At 59.8% G+C, this 19,324-nt stretch carries 18 protein-coding genes; 17 read left to right on the top strand and 1 reads right to left on the bottom strand.

Annotated elements, in window-relative coordinates:
* Window positions 1-12 precede the first annotated feature (12 nt).
* Complete coding sequence (locus AzCIB_RS09150; protein ID WP_050415610.1) at window positions 13-1,407, bottom strand: undecaprenyl-phosphate glucose phosphotransferase; 1,395 nt, start codon at window positions 1,405-1,407, stop codon at window positions 13-15.
* A 173-nt stretch (window positions 1,408-1,580) separates the two neighbouring features.
* Here AzCIB_RS09150 and epsL point away from each other — a divergent pair, with 173 nt between their 5' ends.
* The 17 genes from epsL to AzCIB_RS09065 all read left to right on the top strand — a co-directional run bounded on the left by epsL (window position 1,581) and on the right by AzCIB_RS09065 (window position 19,232).
* A complete protein-coding gene (epsL, locus tag AzCIB_RS09145; protein WP_050415609.1) occupies window positions 1,581-2,747 on the top strand; it encodes an XrtB/PEP-CTERM-associated polysaccharide biosynthesis outer membrane protein EpsL in 1,167 nt (388 codons plus the stop codon).
* Between the two features lie 208 nt (window positions 2,748-2,955).
* Window positions 2,956-3,630 carry a PEP-CTERM sorting domain-containing protein gene (locus AzCIB_RS09140; RefSeq protein ID WP_198149653.1) on the top strand — a complete coding sequence of 225 codons (675 nt, stop codon included), beginning with the start codon at window positions 2,956-2,958 and terminating at the stop codon, window positions 3,628-3,630.
* A gap of 240 nt (window positions 3,631-3,870) precedes the next feature.
* Window positions 3,871-4,230, top strand: coding sequence for a PEP-CTERM sorting domain-containing protein (locus AzCIB_RS09135; RefSeq protein WP_050415607.1), 360 nt, complete (start codon window positions 3,871-3,873; stop codon window positions 4,228-4,230).
* Window positions 4,231-4,457: 227 nt separating this feature from the next.
* Window positions 4,458-5,411: an EpsD family peptidyl-prolyl cis-trans isomerase gene (locus AzCIB_RS09130; RefSeq protein ID WP_083446941.1), complete on the top strand. Its 954-nt coding sequence runs from the start codon at window positions 4,458-4,460 to the stop codon at window positions 5,409-5,411.
* 63 nt (window positions 5,412-5,474) lie between these two features.
* A complete protein-coding gene (gene epsE / locus AzCIB_RS09125; RefSeq protein WP_050415605.1) occupies window positions 5,475-6,311 on the top strand; it encodes a polysaccharide export protein EpsE in 837 nt (278 codons plus the stop codon).
* 55 nt (window positions 6,312-6,366) lie between these two features.
* Window positions 6,367-7,710, top strand: coding sequence for a chain length determinant protein EpsF (gene epsF, locus AzCIB_RS09120; protein WP_050415604.1), 1,344 nt, complete (start codon window positions 6,367-6,369; stop codon window positions 7,708-7,710).
* A 7-nt stretch (window positions 7,711-7,717) separates the two neighbouring features.
* Window positions 7,718-8,590, top strand: a complete 873-nt coding sequence (gene epsG, locus AzCIB_RS09115; RefSeq protein WP_050415603.1) for a chain length determinant protein tyrosine kinase EpsG — start codon at window positions 7,718-7,720, stop codon at window positions 8,588-8,590.
* Window positions 8,591-8,606: 16 nt separating this feature from the next.
* A complete protein-coding gene (gene xrtB / locus AzCIB_RS09110; protein WP_050415602.1) occupies window positions 8,607-9,524 on the top strand; it encodes an exosortase B in 918 nt (305 codons plus the stop codon).
* Entirely contained in the window at window positions 9,521-10,198 is a 678-nt protein-coding gene (gene epsI / locus AzCIB_RS09105; RefSeq protein WP_050415601.1) for an exosortase-associated protein EpsI, B-type, read from the top strand. The genes xrtB and epsI overlap by 4 nt, the downstream gene beginning before the upstream one ends.
* A gap of 7 nt (window positions 10,199-10,205) precedes the next feature.
* The gene (locus tag AzCIB_RS09100; RefSeq protein ID WP_157058471.1) at window positions 10,206-11,729 is read left to right on the top strand and encodes a hypothetical protein; all 1,524 of its coding nucleotides are present in this window, start codon (window positions 10,206-10,208) and stop codon (window positions 11,727-11,729) included.
* Window positions 11,722-12,777 (top strand): glycosyltransferase family 2 protein, encoded by a 1,056-nt coding sequence (locus tag AzCIB_RS09095; RefSeq protein WP_050415599.1) that lies wholly within the window; start codon window positions 11,722-11,724, stop codon window positions 12,775-12,777. The genes AzCIB_RS09100 and AzCIB_RS09095 overlap by 8 nt, the downstream gene beginning before the upstream one ends.
* Before the next feature lie 3 nt (window positions 12,778-12,780).
* Window positions 12,781-14,295 carry a lipopolysaccharide biosynthesis protein gene (locus tag AzCIB_RS09090; protein WP_050415598.1) on the top strand — a complete coding sequence of 505 codons (1,515 nt, stop codon included), beginning with the start codon at window positions 12,781-12,783 and terminating at the stop codon, window positions 14,293-14,295.
* A 182-nt stretch (window positions 14,296-14,477) separates the two neighbouring features.
* Window positions 14,478-15,329 (top strand): nitroreductase family protein, encoded by an 852-nt coding sequence (locus tag AzCIB_RS23735; RefSeq protein ID WP_198149651.1) that lies wholly within the window; start codon window positions 14,478-14,480, stop codon window positions 15,327-15,329.
* A gap of 44 nt (window positions 15,330-15,373) precedes the next feature.
* Window positions 15,374-16,612 (top strand): polysaccharide pyruvyl transferase family protein, encoded by a 1,239-nt coding sequence (locus tag AzCIB_RS09080; protein WP_050415597.1) that lies wholly within the window; start codon window positions 15,374-15,376, stop codon window positions 16,610-16,612.
* 13 nt (window positions 16,613-16,625) lie between these two features.
* Entirely contained in the window at window positions 16,626-17,639 is a 1,014-nt protein-coding gene (locus AzCIB_RS09075) for a heparin lyase I family protein (protein ID WP_050415596.1), read from the top strand.
* Window positions 17,640-17,676: 37 nt separating this feature from the next.
* Complete coding sequence (locus tag AzCIB_RS09070) at window positions 17,677-18,132, top strand: serine O-acetyltransferase (RefSeq protein WP_050415595.1); 456 nt, start codon at window positions 17,677-17,679, stop codon at window positions 18,130-18,132.
* 29 nt (window positions 18,133-18,161) lie between these two features.
* Window positions 18,162-19,232, top strand: coding sequence for a glycosyltransferase family 4 protein (locus AzCIB_RS09065; RefSeq protein WP_050415594.1), 1,071 nt, complete (start codon window positions 18,162-18,164; stop codon window positions 19,230-19,232).
* Window positions 19,233-19,324 lie beyond the last annotated feature (92 nt).

Below are 19,324 nucleotides of genomic sequence, written 5' to 3'. Positions count from 1 at the left end.
AAACACAGTGTCTCAATACGCGTTGCGGTCACGGACGACCAGCAGCACCGTCTTTACGATGATCCACAGATCGAGCGACAGCGACCACGTTCGAAGGTACTGAAGGTCGAACTCGATCCGCTTCACCATCTTTTCGATCGTGTCTGTTTCTCCGCGGTAGCCGCACACCTGTGCCCAGCCGGTAATACCCGGCTTGACCTTGTGGCGCACCATGTAACCCTTGATCAAACGCCTGTAGGTTTCGTTGTGCGCGACGGCATGCGGGCGTGGCCCGACGATGCTCATGCGCCCCTGCAGCACGTTGATGAACTGAGGTAGTTCGTCCAGTGAAGTCCGGCGCAACACCGCCCCCACGGGTGTAACCCGCTGGTCACCGCGAGTGGCCTGGCGCACGTCGCCTCCATCGTCGCAAGTGCTCATGGAGCGGAATTTGTAGACGGTGATCTCCTTGCCGTCCAGCCCGTAGCGACGCTGTCTGAATATTACGGGCCCCGGTGACGACAGCTTCACCGCGAGAGCTACTGCGAGCATCACCGGCGCGATCAGGATCAGGATCAGCACCGACAGGGCGATATCTGACAGCCGCTTCACCATGCCGTCGAAGCCCGTAAATGGCGTTTCGCAAACCGCCACGACCGGCATTCCGCCCACATGATCGAGGCGTCCCTGGATGAGATCGGTGAGGAAGATGTCCGGGGCAAAGTAGATCGATGCGGTCGTGTCTTTCAGATCGTCCAGGAGCTTGAGAATTCTTGGCTGGCTGGCCATCGGCAAGGCGACATAAATGTGGTCGACCGAATGTTCCTTGGCGAACTGGGCCAGTTGGCTCATGGTACCCAGAATGGGGCTGTCCCCGATCCCGTCGAGCCGCTCGCGTTCTCGGTCATCAAAGAACCCCGCGAACGCAATGCCATTGAACGGGTCGTGCTCGAGCTCGCGTGCGAGGCGCAACCCGGTCTCGTTGCATCCGACAACAACGGCCCGGCGCTGAAGTTTTGTGGACGCCATCACCTGCGACAGCACCATGCGTGCTGCGCACCGTGTAATCAGCCACACGAACGGCAGGCCGGCGAGCCACGCGATCACGACCTCCCGCGGGAAATAATGAACGTAACCGCTGGTGAAGCCGAAGGCGAGCAATACAACCGAGATGAGGAGCCACGACGTGAGCGTCTTGCGCAGCATGCGGCGGGCCGTGTCGTGAAGGTGGAAATCACCTGGAAAAATGAGCGAAAAGGAGACCAGGCCCACGATCACGTACGCCGGACCGAAGCGCTCGCCGAACACGGCAGCCACGACGAAGAGCAGTGCAGTGGCCGCCGCTGGATCGAGTAACGACTCGATCGCACGCACTGCGGAAAATGACCCCCGCCACAGCGTGCCGTGTTTGTAGCTTGATGCAAACATGGTAAAAGGTGCGCCTTACAATTTCTAACAGCATACTGTAAAGCGATGCAAAGGTCATTCAGGCGGGGAGCATGCGAAAAATAAGAAATGTCATAAAAATCATCGAAATATGCTTTTCGCATTCAATGACAATCCCTGACGCTGCACGGCGTGTGGGTCCGGCGTCAGCCGCAATGGCCCTCGTTGCCCTGTTCGTTCCGCCCGTCCTGGCCGCCGACAGCGATGCGCACGGACTTGTCATCTCGCAAGAACTTGTGCGCGACGACAATCTCTTCCGCATGCCAGACGATACCCGCCCGGTGATAGACGGTCGCGTCAGGCAGCGTTCAGACACCCTTAGCGTGACGGCGCTGTCGGCGACTTTCGACCGCACTTACGGCAGGCAGCGACTCGTCGGCGAACTCGGTATCAGTCGCAACGACTATCTCGAGTTCAACCACCTGGACTTCACGGCGAAGAATGGCCGGGGGACGTGGATGTGGGGGCTGGGTAAGCAGTGGAGCGGAACCGTCACGACCGAACAATCGGAGAGCCTGCGCAGCTTTGCCGACCGTGGCACGACCACGCGCAGCGTCAATACCTACCGCCGGCATGCAGCGGACGCGCGCTATCGGCTTGATCCTCGGTGGGCGGTGGGCATCGGCTGGGTGCGCGCGGACAGTCGTTATGACGAGCCGCGGTCCTCCGGATCCGAGTACGTCGAGGACGCATTCGAGGCGCTTGCGCATTACCGCTCGCCGGCGGACAGCACGCTTGCACTCGTCGCGCGAGGCGCCACTGGCCGCTACCCCGGACGTTTGCGCAGCGAATCGACCGTGACCGGCTACGAGCAACGCGATCTCCTGCTTCGGGCGAACTGGATGGCCAGTGGCCACAGTCGGGTCAGCGGCAACGTCGGGTACACGTGGCGCGAGTACCCGCACGTAAGCGAAAAGAACTTCAGCGGTTTTACCGGCCGCCTCACCTATGACTGGGCGCCAAGCGGAAAGATCGGACTGGGGGTTACGGTGCGGCGTGAGATCGGCGCCCGCGAGGACGTTGCTGACAATTTCGTGATCACCCGGGCGGTTTCCGTCGATCCCACATGGGCTGTGAGCAGCAAGATTCAGGTACGGGGAAAGCTTGAATGGTTGACGCGCGACTATGGCGGGGACCCGTTTGCTTCAGCGGCGGCCGACCGGGATGACAAATCACGTGCCGTGAGCGTCGCCGTCGAGTGGACCCCGGTTCGCGTCGTCGTACTCCGGTTAGGAGCGCGAAGTGAGCGGCGCTTCGCCTCGGCGGCTGCTCCGGGTTATGGGGCTGAAAGCGCATTCCTGAGCGCCAAGCTCCGCTTCTGACCGCCCCAACTATGTCATACGGCTGATGCGGTATTGCTTTTTGCATGCCAAAATGCCATTCGCAAGTATAGAAGCACCGACGGCATGACTGGCTGGAGTCGGCGATCGACGACGAGATGCGTCCTCGCCTCCTGCATTCGGGCTGTGTGCGGTGCCTGGTTATCAATCCGGTTCATGGCAAAGCGAGGCAATCTGCATGGCGGTAAAAATGAAATCCCTCGTCGTGGCGCTGACGAGCGCTGCAATCTCGGCAAGTGCGAGTGCTGCGACGATCAGTCTGAACGGGGGGGGCTTTAGCGTTAGCTGGGACGATTCCGTTTCAAGCCTTTTCGGTGCACCGACTCTCGTCGGAAACAATCTCACCTTCAATCCCACGGCATTTGGCGTTTCGTCCATTACGAACGCATGGAGCACCCTGGTCGGAACATTCAACATGACCGTGTCTGCCTGGTCAGGGTATCAGCTCGACTCGGTAGGCTTTGTCGATGGCGGGAGCTACGCACTGCTGGGAGCGGGCGCGAAGACGGCCGTGGGAACGAGCCTTTTCGTCACGCCCTATGACAGCGTCGGGATTGAGGCGTTTTCGGGGAGCTCGGGAGCATCCGGCAACGGTATCGGTTACGGAAGCTGGACCCTTGGTGAAGGGGAAAGCCCGGAAGTTACTGGATTGGCTGCACAGTCGGCGAACGTGGGGTTGTCGATGTTTCTCGCAGCCAACGGTGGAAGTGCCGACAATTTCGCATCCGTGAACGTTTCGGCCGCCAAGCTCTCGTTCGGCGTCGTACCGGTTGCGCCTGTTCCCGAGCCGGAGGCCTACCTGATGCTACTCACCGGTCTGGGCATGGTTGGCGTCATTGCCCGGCGGCGTGCTGCCGTCCGGTAGTTCGAAATTCGGGACGTCGCCCGGGACTGTTTCCGTCATCCCGGGCGACACGGCCGATCGCCGTTTGATCTAGATCAGTGTCACTGCATCTATTTTGCGTAGGCCGATACAATATTGCATACAAATATGTAAAATGTTGTTTCGCAATGCAGCATGTCCGCGCCTCGTCGTGAACCGAGAGCAGTGCGTAGCAGAAGCGTGTCCTTGTCGGTAGATGGGTTTGTGGAGAGAGATTTGCGGATGAAGCTGAGACAGGCAGTGGTTGGCGTAGTGGGTTTCATGCTGGCAGGAGGCGCCTTCGCCGATGCGAACGGTAACTCGGGTAACGAAAACGCTGCCTTCAGTGCAGTGATTTACTCCACCGTCACGGGGCAGGGCGGCGGCGTCGTGTCGAGCTTGTCGGCGCCGGGAAGTTTCGGGGCAGAAATCGGTTCGGCGGTAAGCGGACTTGCCACCAGCGCCGGCGGGATTCCGGTCGCGATCGCGGCGGGCGGAAACCCCAATGTCATCCCACCCGTTCCAGAGCCCGATGTCTACGCAATGCTCCTGGCCGGTCTCGGCATGGTGGTTGTGATGGCGGGTCGGCGTAGCAAACGCTGACCGCGTCCCGCATGCGGACATGACACCGTTTCGTCTGCGTTGATTCGGTTCTGCACTGCTCAGAAATTTCTCCTGAAGGTGTGTTTTTGTGGAAGCCGTCGGCACTCGGTGTCGTACGGCACGTCCTTTTGTCGCGGCTTCCGAAATGGGCAAGACCGATCGCCGCACACATTCCGATTCCTGCGGCACGCTGCCGCCGATGCGCTTCTGACCATTGCTTCGACACGATGAAACACTTTGCACGCTCTTTGGCGCTTTCATTCGCGCTTGTGGCTCTTGCGGGATGCGGAGGACGAAACGAGTCGCCGCCCGCGTCGCAGGTCGCTGCACGGGTCGGTTCGTACGAAATAACCGTGCATCAGCTAAGCGCCGAACTCGCACGGCTCGGTAACGCTGCAGGCGATCAGGTCAAGCAGGCGGGAGCCCTCGCGCTCGAGCGGCTTATCGACCAGGAGCTGATGGTTGCGCAAGCCGAAGAGCAGAAAATCGACAGAGATCCTGCGGTGATGGCGGCGGTGGATGCAGTGCGCAGGGAAGTGCTTTCGCGTGCATACGTGGAACGACTCACCGCCCAGACGCCGACGCCGAGCACGGCGGAAGTTCAGCGCTTCTACCTCGAAAACCCCGAACTCTTCAGCAAGCGTCGCGTATACGCGCTGCGCGAACTGCGCGTATCGGTTCCTGCCGGCCGCGAAGGCGATATCAGGACGGAAGCGGACAAGGCGGTCACTCTGGATGAAGTTGCAGCCTGGCTGCGCCGCGAGCAGATCCCGTTCAAGTCCGATTCCGGCGTAAGGCCGGCTGAAGACCTGCCGCTCGACGCCCTCAAGCGATTGGCCACGATGCGGGAGGGGCAGCTCGGCGTGCTGTCCTCGCTAGGCTCCCTCTTAATCGTCCAGTTGATTGGGGCACGCGAACAGCCTATCGACGAAGCCTCGGCTGCCCCCCTGATCGAGCGCTACCTCACCAATCGCACGCGGGAAAAAGTCGCACGTGAAGCCCTGCGTGATTTGCGACAGCGCGCTGCAATCGAATATGTCGGCGAATTCGATCCGAAAGGTCGCACGGCGGACTCTCGCACGGAGGAAGCCGCCCCGACGCCGGGGAGCCCCGCAACCACTCCCGCGACGCAGGCACTCAGTCCCACGACACTCGACAAGGGTGTCGGCGGGCTCAGGTGACGCTATGCGCACCAGCGCGTGTGCAGCAACTTTGCCACTTTCTTTTCGTACCCAGGAACACGCATGAGCCATCGGTCGCTTACGGCAATCATTCTCCTCGTCCTGTCACTATTGTTCGCATTGGGTGTCGTTTCGCCCGCCATGGCCGAAATTGCCCGCAATGTTCCGGCGCAGTCGGGCGACTATATGCTCGGGCCGGGCGACGTAATCCGCGTCACCGTCTACCAGAATCCTGACCTCACGACCGAGGCACGCGTATCGGAAGGCGGTCTGATCAGCTTTCCGCTGCTCGGGAGCGTCGCGGTCGGTGGTCGGTCGGCCGGATCTGTCGAGCGTCAGATCGAACGACAGTTGCGTGAAGGCGGGTTCGTCCTGCAACCGCAAGTCAGCGTCCTGGCCATGCAGATGCGCGGCAATCAGGTCTCCGTGATCGGTCTGGTTGGTCGTCCGGGGCGTTACCCGCTTGAAACGGCGAATCTCCGCCTTTCCGATGTCCTCGCCACAGCCGGCGGAATTGCTCCCACCGGCGCTGACACCGTAGTGCTGACTGGCGTTCGCGACGGCAAGACGATGCGCCGCGAAATCGACATTCCGGCGTTGTTTCTAAAGGGCGGCGAAAACGACGTTCCTGTTGCCGGCGGGGACATCCTCTACGTCCACCGCGCTCCCACGTTCTACATTTACGGCGAGGTCCAGCGTCCCGGCGCCTTCCGCCTGGAGCGGAACATGAGCGTGATGCAAGCGCTCGCGACCGGGGGAGGGATCAATCAGCGCGGAACGCTGCGCGGCCTGCAGGTCCACCGGCGCGATGCGGAAGGACTGCTCGAAATCGTCGAGCCTGCACTCGAAGATCTGCTTCGCCCCGACGATGTGATCTACGTTCGCGAAAGCCTCTTCTGAAATCCCTCATCACCAGGCAGCAAGCAAGCCCTGATTCCCCGCGGAAGACCCTCGAATGACTTTCCACCAGTTTCTCCTGATCCTGCGCGCGCGCTGGCTCGTTGTCGCCAGCGTGCTGGGCGTGGTCGTCGCCACCACGCTGCTGGTGAGCCTGATCATCCCGCGCCAGTACACGGCTGAAACGGCACTCGTGATCGACGTCAAATCGCCAGACCCGATCGTCGGTGCCGCACTGCCGGTTCAGATGCTGGCCGGTTACATGGCCACCCAGGTCGATATCATCAATTCCAGTCGCGTTGCCGAGCGAGTCGTCGGACTGCTCAAGATGGACGAAGCTCCCTCGGTGCGCGAGCAGTGGCAGGCCGATACAGACGGCCGCGGCGAACTGCGCGTGTGGCTCGCGGACCTGCTGCAGAAGAAGCTCGTAGTGCGGCCTTCGCGCGACAGCAATGTCATCACCATCGCCTTCACCGGCAACGCCCCCGACTTTGCCGCGGCGGTGGCTAATGCGTTCGCTCAGGCCTATATCGAGATCAATCTCGAGCTGAAGGTCGAGCCCGCGCGACAGTACGCCCGCTGGTTCGACGAGCAGAGCGGTCCGCTACGTGAAAAGGTCGAGGCTGCGCAAAAGCGTCTCTCCGACTACCAGCTGCAGCACGGCATCGTTCCGGCCGACGGGCGACTCGATGTCGAAAATGCGCGACTGGCGGAAATTTCCAGCCAACTCGTTGTCGCCGAGGCCCAGCGCATGGACAGCCGTTCCCGCCAGAGTCAATCGGGTTCGGCGGAAACCTTGCCCGAAGTACTCCAGAGCGGCTTGATCCAGGGACTCAAGGCCGAACTCGCGCGTCAGGAGGCCGCACGCGAACAACTCAGTTCGCGCGTCGGCAAAAACCACCCGGACTACGCCCGCATCGAAGCGGAAATCCGGTCGTTGCGTGAGCGGGTGGGTTCCGAGTCCCAACGTATTGCCAGTTCGATGGGAACGGCCACGCGTGTAAACGTGGCGCGGGAGTCGGACCTTCGCGCAGCGCTCGAAGCGCAGAAGAAGCGCGTCCTCGACTTGCGCGAAAGGCGCGACCAGATCGCGGTCCTGCAACGCGATGTCGAATCGGCCCAACGTGCCTACGATCTCGTCGCCCAGCGTCTGACCCAGGCCAGCCTGGAAAGCCGTACCCAGCAGACCAACATCGCGGTTCTGACGCCGGCTACGGCGCCCATACAGCATTCGAGCCCGCGCACTGCGCTCAACCTCGCGCTAGCCGTCTTCCTCGGCACGCTCCTCGGCCTCGGCTCCGCGCTGCTGCTCGAGCTCGTCGACCAGCGCGTGCGTGGTCCCGAAGACATCGAGCAATGCGCAGCTGCACCCCTGCTCGGCATAATCCCCGCTCGCGCGTGAGACTCACATGAACGCCCCCATCAGCTCCAAGAACCTCGGCCACGCCGAACGCTCAATCGGCGCCATCCTCATCGACGCCGGTCGCCTCAAGGCCGAAGACGCCGAGAAAATCCTCCGCCTGCAGCGTGACGGCGGCCTGCGCTTCGGCGACGCCGCGTGCAAGCTGGGTCTCGTCACCGAAGAGGATATCCAGTTCGCACTCTCGCGCCAGTTCGACTACCCATACCTGCAGCGTGGGGAGAGCGGAGTCGCGGACGAAGTCGTCGCCGCGTACAACCCCTTCCATCCGCAGGTCGAAGCGCTGCGCGCCGTGCGCAGCCAGCTCATGCTGCGCTGGTTCGACCCGGCCGCCGGCCGCCGTTGCCTCGCCATCGCCAGCCCCGGGCGCGAGGAAGGGCGCTCCTGGCTCGTCGCGAATCTCGCGGTCGTGTTTTCGCAGCTCGGCGAGCGGACCCTCATCATCGACGCAGATATGCGCAATCCGCGCCAGCACCTGCTCTTCGGCGTCGATAACCGCATGGGCCTCTCGGCAGCGCTGTCCGGCCGCGGCAGTGCAGAGATCGTGCGCCGTGTGCCCGCACTGGTCGACCTCTCCGTCCTCCCCGCGGGCGCCACGCCACCCAACCCGCAGGAGCTGATCTCCCGCCCGGCCTTTGCGGCGCTACTCAAGCAATACGCCGAGGAATACGACGTCATCCTCGTAGACACGCCGGCCGCAGGCAGTACTGCCGACACCTTTACCCTCGCCGCCCGCGTGGGCGGCACCCTGCTCGTCGCGCGCCCGCACAGCACGCGCACGGCCGCGTTGCGCAATCTCGCGGGTGAGCTGCATCAGGCCGGCATCACGGTTGTGGGCAGCGTGCTGAACGACGCCGGTTGAACGAGGCCGCCGTCCCATGAGTCCCCCGGCGCAAATCTCGACGCTCGCGGCCTCCGCGCCGGCACCCGCCGCCGAACCGCTCGCGCCCTGGCTCATCGTCCTCGCAGGGCTGTCCTTCCTCTACGTTCCCAGCTTCATCGACCTGTTCAAGGGTATCTGGAGCACCGCGGAACAGGCCCACGGCCCCATCGTGATTGGCGTCTCGCTCTGGCTGCTCTACCGCCAGTGGCCCGAAATGCTCCGCCGAAGCGCCGACCGGCCGACCGCCGCCGCTGGTTGGCCCATCCTCGTTTTCGGTTTGCTGCTGTACATCCTGGGCCGCTCGCAAGACATTCTCATCTTCGAAATCGGCTCCCTCACCTGGGTGCTCGCTGCGGTCGCGCTCATCCTGCGCGGAGCGCAAGCGGTCAAGGCGCAATGGTTCGCGCTGTTCTTCATGGTCTTCATGATCCCGCTGCCCGGCGCGGTCGTCGACGCCGTCACCATGCCGATGAAGCTCGCAGTGTCGAACGTCGCGGAAAACGTTCTCTACTGGGCCGGCTACCCCATCGCCCGCAGCGGCGTCATCCTCCAGATCGGGCAATACAAGCTCCTCGTCGCCGATGCCTGCGCCGGCCTGCACACGCTATTCACGCTTGAGGCCTTGGGGCTGCTGTACCTCAAATTAACCCATTCCGACTCGGCACTGCGCAACGCCCTGCTAGCCATCCTGATCGTTCCGATTTCATTCGCCGCGAACGTGATCCGCGTGATGGTTCTCACGCTGATCACCTTCTATTACGGCGACGCGGCGGGGCAGGGGTTCATGCACGGGTTTGCGGGGATGATGCTGTTTGCTAGTGCGTTGATGATCATCATGGCGGTAGATTTACTGCTAAAGCGCGTCGTCACGGGGCGGCGTCAATCTGCCCTGGCCGGAGCGCTTCAGGCATGAAAAGCCGCGTCAGTGCGCTGGTAATGTTAGTCCTCATGCTGCTCGCGGCGGGCGGGGCCTATGGTCTGCGGCCGACGCAGAAAATCGCGGACACCACACCCTCCGTTGATCCTGAAGTGATGATCCCCACGGCGTTTGGCGATTGGCGGGAAGAACTGCGCAGTACACCCCAGATTGTCGATCCACAGCAGCAGCAAACGATCGACAAGATCTACAGCAAGACACTGTCGCGTACCTATGTCAATTCCGAAGGCTACCGCATCATGCTTTCTGTCGCATACGGCAGCAATCAAAGCGATTCGATGCAGGTGCACAAGCCGGAAGTTTGTTATCCAGCGCAGGGATTCTCTTTGCACGCGAAGCAGACTGCTGTATTGAGGACGAGTTCGGGCGACGTTCCGGTCACAAGACTTGAGACGAGTTTAGGGGCACGCCGGGAACCAGTTACCTACTGGGTCACTGTTGGTGACCGAGTGATATCCAGCAGAATGCATAAGAAATTCGTAGAAATGAGTTACGGATTTGGCGGGGAGATTCCTGACGGAATGCTCCTTCGATTGTCTTCAATTGATGCTGGCACCGCACATGCTTACGATGTTCAAGTGCAATTTGCGGAAGATTTGCTTTCGGCGGTACGCCCCGAACATCGCACGCAACTTTTTGGACTTAAATAGGTTGCGTATGCGTGCATTTGCATTAGTCCGGGATTCCGGCATTCGAGTTACAAAGCAACAATTTTCAGTTGCGCTTTCGTTTACTGCACTCGTGATTGCAGGTATCTCCGGCTATGGAATAGCGGTCAACGGGGCAATATTCGGCGCGGCTATTGCGGCTGGAATGGCCGGAGTGCTTGTTATTTTCTTGCCAGTCAATCTGCTGGTCGCGGGCATCCTGTTTGTAACGTTTCTTGTGGTTGGTCAGTTGCAATATTTACTGCTGATCAACAAGGCGTTTTGGCTGCCATACGGGCTTGGCGTGCTTATTGGTATGCGGCTAATTACCGATAACTTGGGCTCCGGTTCTAAATATGACAAACGGCCAATCCGTATCAATGGCTTTCTTCTCTTGATGATGGCCTACGTCTCGGCAATTGTTTTTTCGACAGCCGTCAATGCATCGCCAATGCTTCAGGTGCTTGTCAGCGTCAAGGAGTACCTATGTCTGTGGTCGCTGTTTTTTGTTGCGGCTCTGGGCTTTCTCACCCGAGAATATCTCCATCGCATGTGGATTGCGCTGCTGTGGCTTGCGCCACTCCAGCTCCCGATGGTGCTGTATCAGCGCTTAGTGGTTGCTTCGGAGCGTCGGGGCTCTTCGGCGTGGGATGCAGTAGTTGGACTATTTGGCGGAAACCCGGATGGTGGTGGCGCCAGCGGCGCCATGGCGTTTTTTCTTGTCTTTGCAATCGTTCTTTCGATTTCCTATTGGCGCTCCGGGATCATTCGCCTTCGCTTCATGTTTCTTGTCGTGTCGAGCGCAATTGCGTCCATCGCCATGTCAGAGGTCAAAGTAGCCCTGATCGTTTTGCCGATAAGCATAATCTTGCTCTATCGCGTTGAGTTGATTCGACGCCCGTTCAAGGGCCTTGTGCTGGTTTCAGGCGTGCTTCTGCTTTCCTTGGCGCTGACGTGGGGTTACATGACCCAATTTTCCAGCGACCGCACGCGTGCGGGGCAGTCAATCGACGGCTACGTCGAGACGATGATCAGTCGCGCGACTGATACATCCAGCGTAAATACGCGTGACGGCTATATGACCAGGACTTCGGCACTTGTTTTCTGGAGCGCCCAGCACAGTCTCGATGATCCGCTGCGAATGTTACTCGGTCACGGAATTGGGGCATCGCGGGTAGGGGGGACTGTCGTCGGGGAGACGGCGGCTCGCTATATGTATCGATTGGATGCAAGTAGTGCGACGGTTTTTCTCTGGGAAATCGGAATTATTGGATTAACCATTGTGCTCCTCATGTTTGTTGCGGCAGGCCGCATGGCCTTGCGGGTATGCAGGAATCCAGCCGCTTCAGTAGAGGAGCGCGCTACAGGTACAGCCTTTGCTGCAATGCTGCCAATGTATGGCGCGGAGATATTTTATAACACTGACTTTGCAAACATTCCACAATCACAAGTCATCATGATAATGATGATGGGCTATCTAATGTTCGTTTCTGCGCAGTTGCCTTCCACGCAAATGGGGCAACTGGATGGCTGACTCGCGCACTGGTTGCGGCGATGAGGTCACGCTGACTATCGCCATAAAGACCTATAACGAAGAGCAGAAAATTGGCGCATGCATCGAGTCAGCGATTCAGGCTGGAAACGAAGCCGGCGTTACGTACGAGATCATCGTCGCTGATTCGCTGTCCTCTGATGCCACCGTGGACATTGCGTCGCGCTATCCCGTCCGGGTCGTGCGGATGCGCAACCCTGCAGACCGCGGCTGCGGCGCGGGCGTGCAGCTGTCCTATCAGCATGCGAAGGGAGCGTACATCTTCTTCGTGGATGGGGATATGACCATCGAAAAGGGGTTCCTACCGTCTGCCCTCGCAGCGCTCAGAGGTGATGCGCGGTTGGCGGGTGTTGCGGGGATACTGACCGATACTCGTTTGCGCAATGGGATTGATCGGATTCGCAGGAAGAACCGTCTGTCCTCGCGTGCCGGATTTGCGAACTGGCTGAACGGCGGCGGGGTGTATAAGCGTCGAGCAATCGTCGAGGCTGGCGGCTATGCTGCTGATCGGAATCTGCTTGCCTATGAGGAGGCCGAACTGGGCATGCGTCTTCGTGCCGCCGGATGGCGATTGCTGCGCATTGACGTGCCTGCGGTGCAGCATACGGGACACGATGTCGATGCGTGGACTTTGCTCGCGCACCAGTGGCGGTCGGGGCGCGCAATGGCGTCCGGCGTCTTCGTTCGTGGGGCGCTATTTCGACCGTGGCGTTGGCAGGCTGTAAATCTATTTGCACGTCCCTGTGCGACGGCAGCTTATTGGCTTATCGTTGTAATCGCTGCCGCTGTTGCTTCGGACGAATTGCGCCTGAAATTGCTAGGTATCTGGTTGCTCGCTGGCCTCAGCATGTGCATGGGGCTGCTTGCGTTAAAGCGTGACCTTAGGCATGTTGCTTTGTCACTGTATCACTGGCATTACGTTATTGCCGCAATAGCGCGCGGGATATTCCATCCGCGCCATGATCCGTTATTACCGTTGGAATCTACGGTCCTTCGAGAGCCGTTCGCTGCAGGCATGGAGGCGAGCTAGCATATGGGCCGGTCTCACTACAGCGTCGAGCGGGCGCGCATTGCACTGGTGCATTTTGTGGTCGGCCGCGGCGCGGCCGCCGTCACCGGCGTGCTCGGACTGCTGCTGATCGTCCGCGCGATGCCGATCGGCGATTATGGCATCTACGTCTCCGTACTTGCCTTTGTCGAAATCTATTATCTGGCAACCGGATTCGGCCTGTCTGCAATTGCCCAGCGCTATGTGCCGGATTTCCGGATCAAGGCGTCGGGCGATTGCTTCGCTCGTTTCGTCAAGCGCGTCTATGCCCTGCGTGTTTGGTCGGCGACTGCTGCGAGCGTAATCACGGGATGGATCGTTTCGACCTACTGGGAAACATTGCTTGACCAACGGCTCTTCGATGATGCGGCGTTCCTCGGGGCGGGAGCCGCACTTTTCCTGATCGTCGGTGTTCTTTACCGGTATCTGGACGAACTGTTTGGATCCCTTCTTCTGCAGGCGTGGTCCCAATCACTTGCCGTGTTGCGAAATGCGGGAAAAGCATTGGCGGCAGCATTATTGTTGGCCAATGGTCAGGATCTCGATGTTGGTCAGATGCTGATCGTCGAACTGGCGGTGTGTTCCGTGTCGGCGTTGATCGGTTCGCTCGTGCTTGCCGCCTATCTTCGCAAGCGCGATGCAGGGGGCGACGAGAGCTACCATGTGCCCGGCATGTGGGCGGTGGCGTTGCGCTTCTATGGCGTACAGGTACTCGGGCAGGTGTACGGCGCCAATGTGCTCAAGCTGCTCGTTGCGAAAACGCTGGGCTTCGAATACACCGCAGTGCTGGGATTCGCGCAGTCGCTGACGGACATGCTCCGAAATTACTTGCCCGCACAGTTGCTGATTGGCTGGATCAGGCCGCTGATGGTCTCGCGTTACGTTGCCACTCGCGACCTGGGACAGCTGGCCATGGTGGCCGTCCTGGCGCTGAAATCCAATCTTCTGGGCATACTTTTCCTGCTCGTCTTCTTCGTTGTTGGTGGTGACAATGCCGGTGCCTTGCTCAGCGGCGGGAAGTACCCCGAGGCAGGGGCTTTGTTGTCGCTGATGATGGTGCTGGTGGGGTTTCAGACGGCCCACCTCATGCTCAGTCTGATTGCCGTGACGCTGGAGCGGCCCAACGCCAATTTGATTGCTACCGTGTTGGCCTGCGCCGGTTTGCCAATGGCGTATGTCTTAGGGCACGCGTTTGGTCTGACGGGAGTGATTGCGGGCCTGATCGCAGCCGAATTCATCTGGATCGCGGCGGTCTGGTTCCTCCTATGCTATTCCGGGTTTCGCCTCCCTGTCGTATGGCAGGGCCTGCTGAAAGTGGTTCTGTGGGGGGGCACGCTGGCCGTTGGTGCAGCCTATCTGAAGCAGCCGACGATGCAAGTGGTGCAAGGCGCAGGATTCGCGCTCGCGTTTCTCGCGCTCATGGCGTGGCTTAAGCCACTGGAGGCCGAAGAGCGTTCGGTCATCGCCCGGTTTGTCCCTCCACGGCTAATCTTTTTCTGAATCTGAAACCCATGACGATTGAACTTGTTTTGAAGCGCTGGTTGCCAGTTTCCGTGTATTCAAAGCTCCGTGGTCGATATCGGGTAGCCAAGGCAGAGGTAGGACTCGTCCGAGCGCTGCTTGCCGACTGGTACATATATCGTTGCCATTCGGGTGTCCTGGGTCAGACGACGAGGGGGGTGTTGGAATCGAAGGTTCTGAAGGCCTACCACCGCATTGAAAAGGGCCTGGCCTTGCGACAGCCCCGGGTGGGCTTTGGCGCCGATGCTGTTGCCTCGCTCCTCTCCGACGTTTCGGACTATCTGGATCGTTTTGGCTGCGATGCCACGACGGCAGCGGCGGTCAATTCCCTTGTCGAGTATCAGGCGTTCAACGAGGAAAATGGCCACGTGGACGACTGCTTTGCGCGAAGGCTTGCCGTGCTGCGCGGCCGGCATTCCGGCGTACCTGACTGCGCGGTTGGTGGCACTGAGGTGGTGCGGCGCGAGGACATTCTTGGTCACGCGCGGCAGGATCTGAAGCACTTCTTCAACAGCCGTTACAGCATCCGAAATTTTTCGGAGGCAGAGGTTGCGCCGGAACTCATTGCCGAGGCCGTTCGCCTCGCGCAAAAAAGCCCTTCGGTATGTAACCGGCAGGCGGCGCGCGTTTATTCCGTTCGCGACAAGAACCGGCAGTCCGCGCTTCTGCGCCTCCAGAACGGGAACCGGGGGTTTGGCGAGCAGGCGAGCGTCATCCTCGTCGTGACGGCACGGATCGACTGCTTTCACACGGTCGGAGAGCGCTATCAGTCGTGGATTGATGGTGGCTTGTTCGCAATGAGTCTGATCTATGCGCTGCACTCTCTCGGTCTTGGAAGCTGTTGCTTGAATTGGAGCGTGGAACGGCAGCAGGACCGCCGGTTGAAGGAGGCAGCCGGATTGGGCATGGGTGAAGAGGTCATCATGCTTGTTGCTGTTGGGCATCTGCCCGAGGAGTTCCGTGTGGCACAAAGTCCGCGCCGCTCGCTGAACGAAGTGTTGTTCGAGATCTGACTGAGCCCGCGCCACATACAGCGCGACAACTGCTTCCGGAAACCATGAAGACCATCTACCTGTCAGGCCAAAACAACTTTGGAAACCGCGGTTGCGAGGCCCTGGTGCGCTCCACCGTCGCTTTGTTGAACAAGCACCTTGGCGCGGTTCGCGTGCTCGTGCCGTCTCTGGACATCCCGCGCGATGCTGCGCAATGGCCGGATGCAGCGGATGACGGTGTCGAGTTCGTGTCGGCATCGGTCCCGCCGGCTTGGTGGTCCCATTGGGATCGGATTTGTCGTCGTGTGCCAATGTTGACGCGGTTGCCGGCGCTACGCCTGACCCCCGATGTGCACCTCGCGCGCAATCTGTGGCGGTGCGATGCCTTGCTCATGATCGGTGGAGATAATTACTCGCTCGACTACGATCTGGCATCGCTGTTCCATTTCGTCGGTGAAGCCGAGGCAGCGATGCGGCTCGGCAAACACACAGTCCTATGGGGGGCATCCGTAGGGCCGTTTTCGAGGCTTCCGGGAGTGGAGCGCCAGTTGTACGAGCACATGAAACGCTTGTCGCTGATCACGGTGCGCGAATCCGCAAGCGTCGATTATCTGAAAAAACTCGGGCTTGCCAATTCCGTGTTGCCTGTTACCGATTCGGCATTCTGCATGGCGCCGCAAGCATTCGATGTCGGTGCGCTTTTCGCGAATCCCCATGGTGTGCTTGGGCTCAACGTCAGCCCGCTGATCGAGCGTATCCTGGCGCGCTCGGGGCGGCCCGGAGCCCTGCGGCGAGAAGTCGTCTCGTTCATCCGCAAAGCACTGGCCGAGTATCCGTTCTCGATCATGCTGATCCCCCACGTGGCTCCTCTGGCAGGATCGGCGCTCGGTGGCGACGAGCTAACACATCAGGAGATCTTCGAAACACTTGGCGCGGAACGAGAGCGCGTTCAGATTGCGCCAACCGGTTTGAATGCCCCGCAACTCAAGTACCTGATCTCCAAGTGCAAGTATTTTATCGGCGCACGGACACACGCAACGATTGCGGCAATGTCGACTGGCGTGCCGGTCATTTCGGTTGCTTACAGCGTGAAAGCCAAAGGACTCAATCGGGATCTTTTTGGGCATGAGCGGTACATGCTGCCCACGAGTGAGCTGTCGGCCGAATCGCTGCAGCGGTCGCTGGAGATTCTTGTCACAGAAGAGGATTCAATTCGCGAGCTGCTATCCGACCGGATCGCTGTAGTGCGTGAACGGGCGGATGCGGGTGCCGCATGGCTTGCCAGCCGGATGCAGGCACATTGAGCATCGTCGATAGATGGCTCCGATCGGGATCGCCGCGTACTGGAGCGGCCGCGTGACACGGGCGTGGTTCGGGCTTGCGCAGCTAGGTTGGGATTTGAGGTTTGCGCAGATTCTCTTGCTCTGCGGATTGCTCGTAAATGCCTCCAGCGGTGCCGCGCTGGAGCGCCAAGACGATATCCGACGGTTGCGACAGGAATACCGGAATGCAGGATGGGTTCCTTATCGCGCCCTAATTGCCGGAGGCAACGCCATCGCGGACTTCAACTTCAGTGCCGACCGGCGAATCATCAATCCCCTGACCGGTGTTGCAGATATCGCCACGATCATGGCCGATGGGATCGTGATCTCAGGGAAGAGTATCGGGGAGAACTTGCTGCCGCCACAAGTCACAAGACTGCCTGATGACCGGATTGAATCGCTGCAGGCCATTCGCGTTGATTTGGGTCCGACCGACCGGCAGACCGCATCTTCATGGCGCACGCAGCTTGCCGGCTATCCGATCGAACCCTACCGTCAGTATGCGTGGTTGATGGCCTTCAGATTTGACGACGGTTGGGACTTCGATGCGGTGGGAGAAGAGGGGCTGCTCTGGCAGCTCAAGGGTAGGCCCAAGCCGGATCAATATGGCAATCCCGTTATCGCGTTCAGTTTGTATGGGGACCAGTTGCGGTGCGTGATCAGTTTTCCGAGGAGTGCGAGTTCTCAGCATTGGGGTGAACGGGTCGTCTGGGGAAAGGACGGCTACGATCGGCCGGCGCTTCCGCCCTATACGGTCAAGCGTGGGCAGTACAACGTCCTTGGGATCGATTTCTTCGCCGATGACCGCCCCGAGAATCTCGGGGGCAAGGGATATCTGCGCGCATGGATCAACGGTCAGCTTTGGTTTGAGTACGAGGGGCCGACTTTGCATCCGGATCAGGCAGGTCCGCATCAGCCGCTTTGGGGGTGGTATCAGTGGGGGGGCGCGCCGCGCCGATCGCGTACCGTTTGGTGGTTGCTAAACGAAGCTTTTGTGTTTCCAAGATGAACGAACTGCGCGCCGCAAGGACAGGGTGGAAGTGCTTATGGTAATCAGAATCTATCGAATTGCGCGGTGGTTGCATCTAAAGCGCATTCCGCTGTTGCCGCAGATCTTGAAGATCGTGAATCGCGTGGTGTTCTCGGTGGTGTTGCCACCGTCCTCATGTATCGGGCCGGGGGTGCTCCTGAGCTATCAGGGGCTCGGAACCGTGATTCATCGGCGCGCGATCATCGGGGCCCGAGCAGTGGTTGGCACTGGGGTGACGATTGGTGGCCGTGCTGGGAGCCAGGAGGTGCCTGTAATAGGCGAAGGGGCAATGATCGGATCCGGCGCCAAGATTCTCGGCCCCGTGAAAGTTGGCCGCTTTGCGTCGATTGGTGCGAATGCGGTGGTGCTCGCCGATGTGCCTGATTACGGTGTTGCAGTTGGCATTCCAGCGAAGGTTGTGCGCATCAACGTGCCCGATGAGCTTCCCGACTATTTCTCGTTCAGTAAATAGCCCAAGATATGCCAAATAAACGCGTTGTCATGCTTGGCACCAGCTTGCAGTCACCTGGTGGTATGACTTCGGTGATCCGCAGCCTTGCCGACGCCGGTTTTTTTTCGCGGTACGGAGTGAGATACCTTGCGTCGTATGAGGGCGGCGGGTTAGTGAGACAAGTGCGTGTGATGTCGCTCATTGCTCTGCAACTGGTGTGGATGTTGATGCGGGGGCGTGTCGGGCTGGTTCATGCCCACAGCGCGTCGCGCGGAAGCTTCTGGCGCAAATCAATTCTCTGCGCGTTGTCGCGTTTGTTTTCAGTGCCGTATGTTTTTCATATTCACAGCGGGGAATTTCCGGTTTTCTTCGAGGCGGAGTGCGGCAGCACAGCTAAATGGTGGGTGAGAAAGACCCTTCGGGAGGCTGCGACCGTGGTGTGTCTGACACCATGTTGGTGCGACCGGATTGCGGCGATGGATTCACGCATTCGCGTTGAAGTGATCGGTAACCCGGTGCGAGTGCCTGACACGTTGCCGGCGTACGACCCAAACCTCACTGATGTTCTATTTCTGGGGCGACTTCGGGAAAAGAAGGGTGTATTCGACTTGGTCGATGCGGTGCCCGCTGTTATTGGCGAGTGTCCGAGAATGCGCTTTGTGCTCGCGGGTGATGAAGGTGAAGCCAAAATCCGTACGCAGTCCGAGCGCCTCGGAGTCAGCGCAGCCATTGTTCTGCCTGGGTGGGTCGACGGTGCGCATAAGGATGCGTTACTGAGCAATGCAAGCATTTTTGTCCTCCCTTCGTACTTTGAAGGACTGCCGGTCGGTGTACTGGAGGCTATGGCGCACGGGGTTCCCGTAATTACTACGCCTGTCGGGGGCGTGCCGGATGTTGTTTGCGATGGGGAGACCGGAATCCTTATTGATGCCGGTGATTCTATGTCCCTTGCACGTGCATTGATTCAACTCGGAAAGGATTCATCGCTGCGCCAACGATTGCGTCAGCGAGCTTATGACTTTGTCAAAGAGCGATATTCGATAGATGTCGTCATGCGGCAGTACTCGCAAACTTACGAACGCTTGGGGTCGCAAGGCGTTTTCTTTAATCCGGTTAGGTAAAAATGGAAAGTCGCCGAAAGAGGATTCTGGCCGTCGCTAGCGGCGGCGGGCACTGGGTTCAGCTAATGCGCTTGCGCGAGGCTTTCGCTGGA

The organism is Azoarcus sp. CIB (genome assembly GCF_001190925.1).
Lineage (GTDB): Bacteria > Pseudomonadota > Gammaproteobacteria > Burkholderiales > Rhodocyclaceae > Aromatoleum.
The sequence above is the reverse complement of the archived record's forward strand: the minus strand, read 5'-3'. Positions and strand labels throughout refer to the sequence as shown.

Coding starts and splice junctions, on each gene's coding strand:
- AzCIB_RS09150 (WP_050415610.1), bottom strand. CDS start 1,407: ATGTTTGCATCAAGCTACAAACACGGCACGCTGTGGCGGGGGTCATTT.
- epsL (WP_050415609.1), top strand. CDS start 1,581: ATGGCCCTCGTTGCCCTGTTCGTTCCGCCCGTCCTGGCCGCCGACAGC.
- AzCIB_RS09140 (WP_198149653.1), top strand. CDS start 2,956: ATGAAATCCCTCGTCGTGGCGCTGACGAGCGCTGCAATCTCGGCAAGT.
- AzCIB_RS09135 (WP_050415607.1), top strand. CDS start 3,871: ATGAAGCTGAGACAGGCAGTGGTTGGCGTAGTGGGTTTCATGCTGGCA.
- AzCIB_RS09130 (WP_083446941.1), top strand. CDS start 4,458: ATGAAACACTTTGCACGCTCTTTGGCGCTTTCATTCGCGCTTGTGGCT.
- epsE (WP_050415605.1), top strand. CDS start 5,475: ATGAGCCATCGGTCGCTTACGGCAATCATTCTCCTCGTCCTGTCACTA.
- epsF (WP_050415604.1), top strand. CDS start 6,367: ATGACTTTCCACCAGTTTCTCCTGATCCTGCGCGCGCGCTGGCTCGTT.
- epsG (WP_050415603.1), top strand. CDS start 7,718: ATGAACGCCCCCATCAGCTCCAAGAACCTCGGCCACGCCGAACGCTCA.
- xrtB (WP_050415602.1), top strand. CDS start 8,607: ATGAGTCCCCCGGCGCAAATCTCGACGCTCGCGGCCTCCGCGCCGGCA.
- epsI (WP_050415601.1), top strand. CDS start 9,521: ATGAAAAGCCGCGTCAGTGCGCTGGTAATGTTAGTCCTCATGCTGCTC.
- AzCIB_RS09100 (WP_157058471.1), top strand. CDS start 10,206: ATGCGTGCATTTGCATTAGTCCGGGATTCCGGCATTCGAGTTACAAAG.
- AzCIB_RS09095 (WP_050415599.1), top strand. CDS start 11,722: ATGGCTGACTCGCGCACTGGTTGCGGCGATGAGGTCACGCTGACTATC.
- AzCIB_RS09090 (WP_050415598.1), top strand. CDS start 12,781: ATGGGCCGGTCTCACTACAGCGTCGAGCGGGCGCGCATTGCACTGGTG.
- AzCIB_RS09080 (WP_050415597.1), top strand. CDS start 15,374: ATGAAGACCATCTACCTGTCAGGCCAAAACAACTTTGGAAACCGCGGT.
- AzCIB_RS09075 (WP_050415596.1), top strand. CDS start 16,626: ATGGCTCCGATCGGGATCGCCGCGTACTGGAGCGGCCGCGTGACACGG.
- AzCIB_RS09070 (WP_050415595.1), top strand. CDS start 17,677: ATGGTAATCAGAATCTATCGAATTGCGCGGTGGTTGCATCTAAAGCGC.
- AzCIB_RS09065 (WP_050415594.1), top strand. CDS start 18,162: ATGCTTGGCACCAGCTTGCAGTCACCTGGTGGTATGACTTCGGTGATC.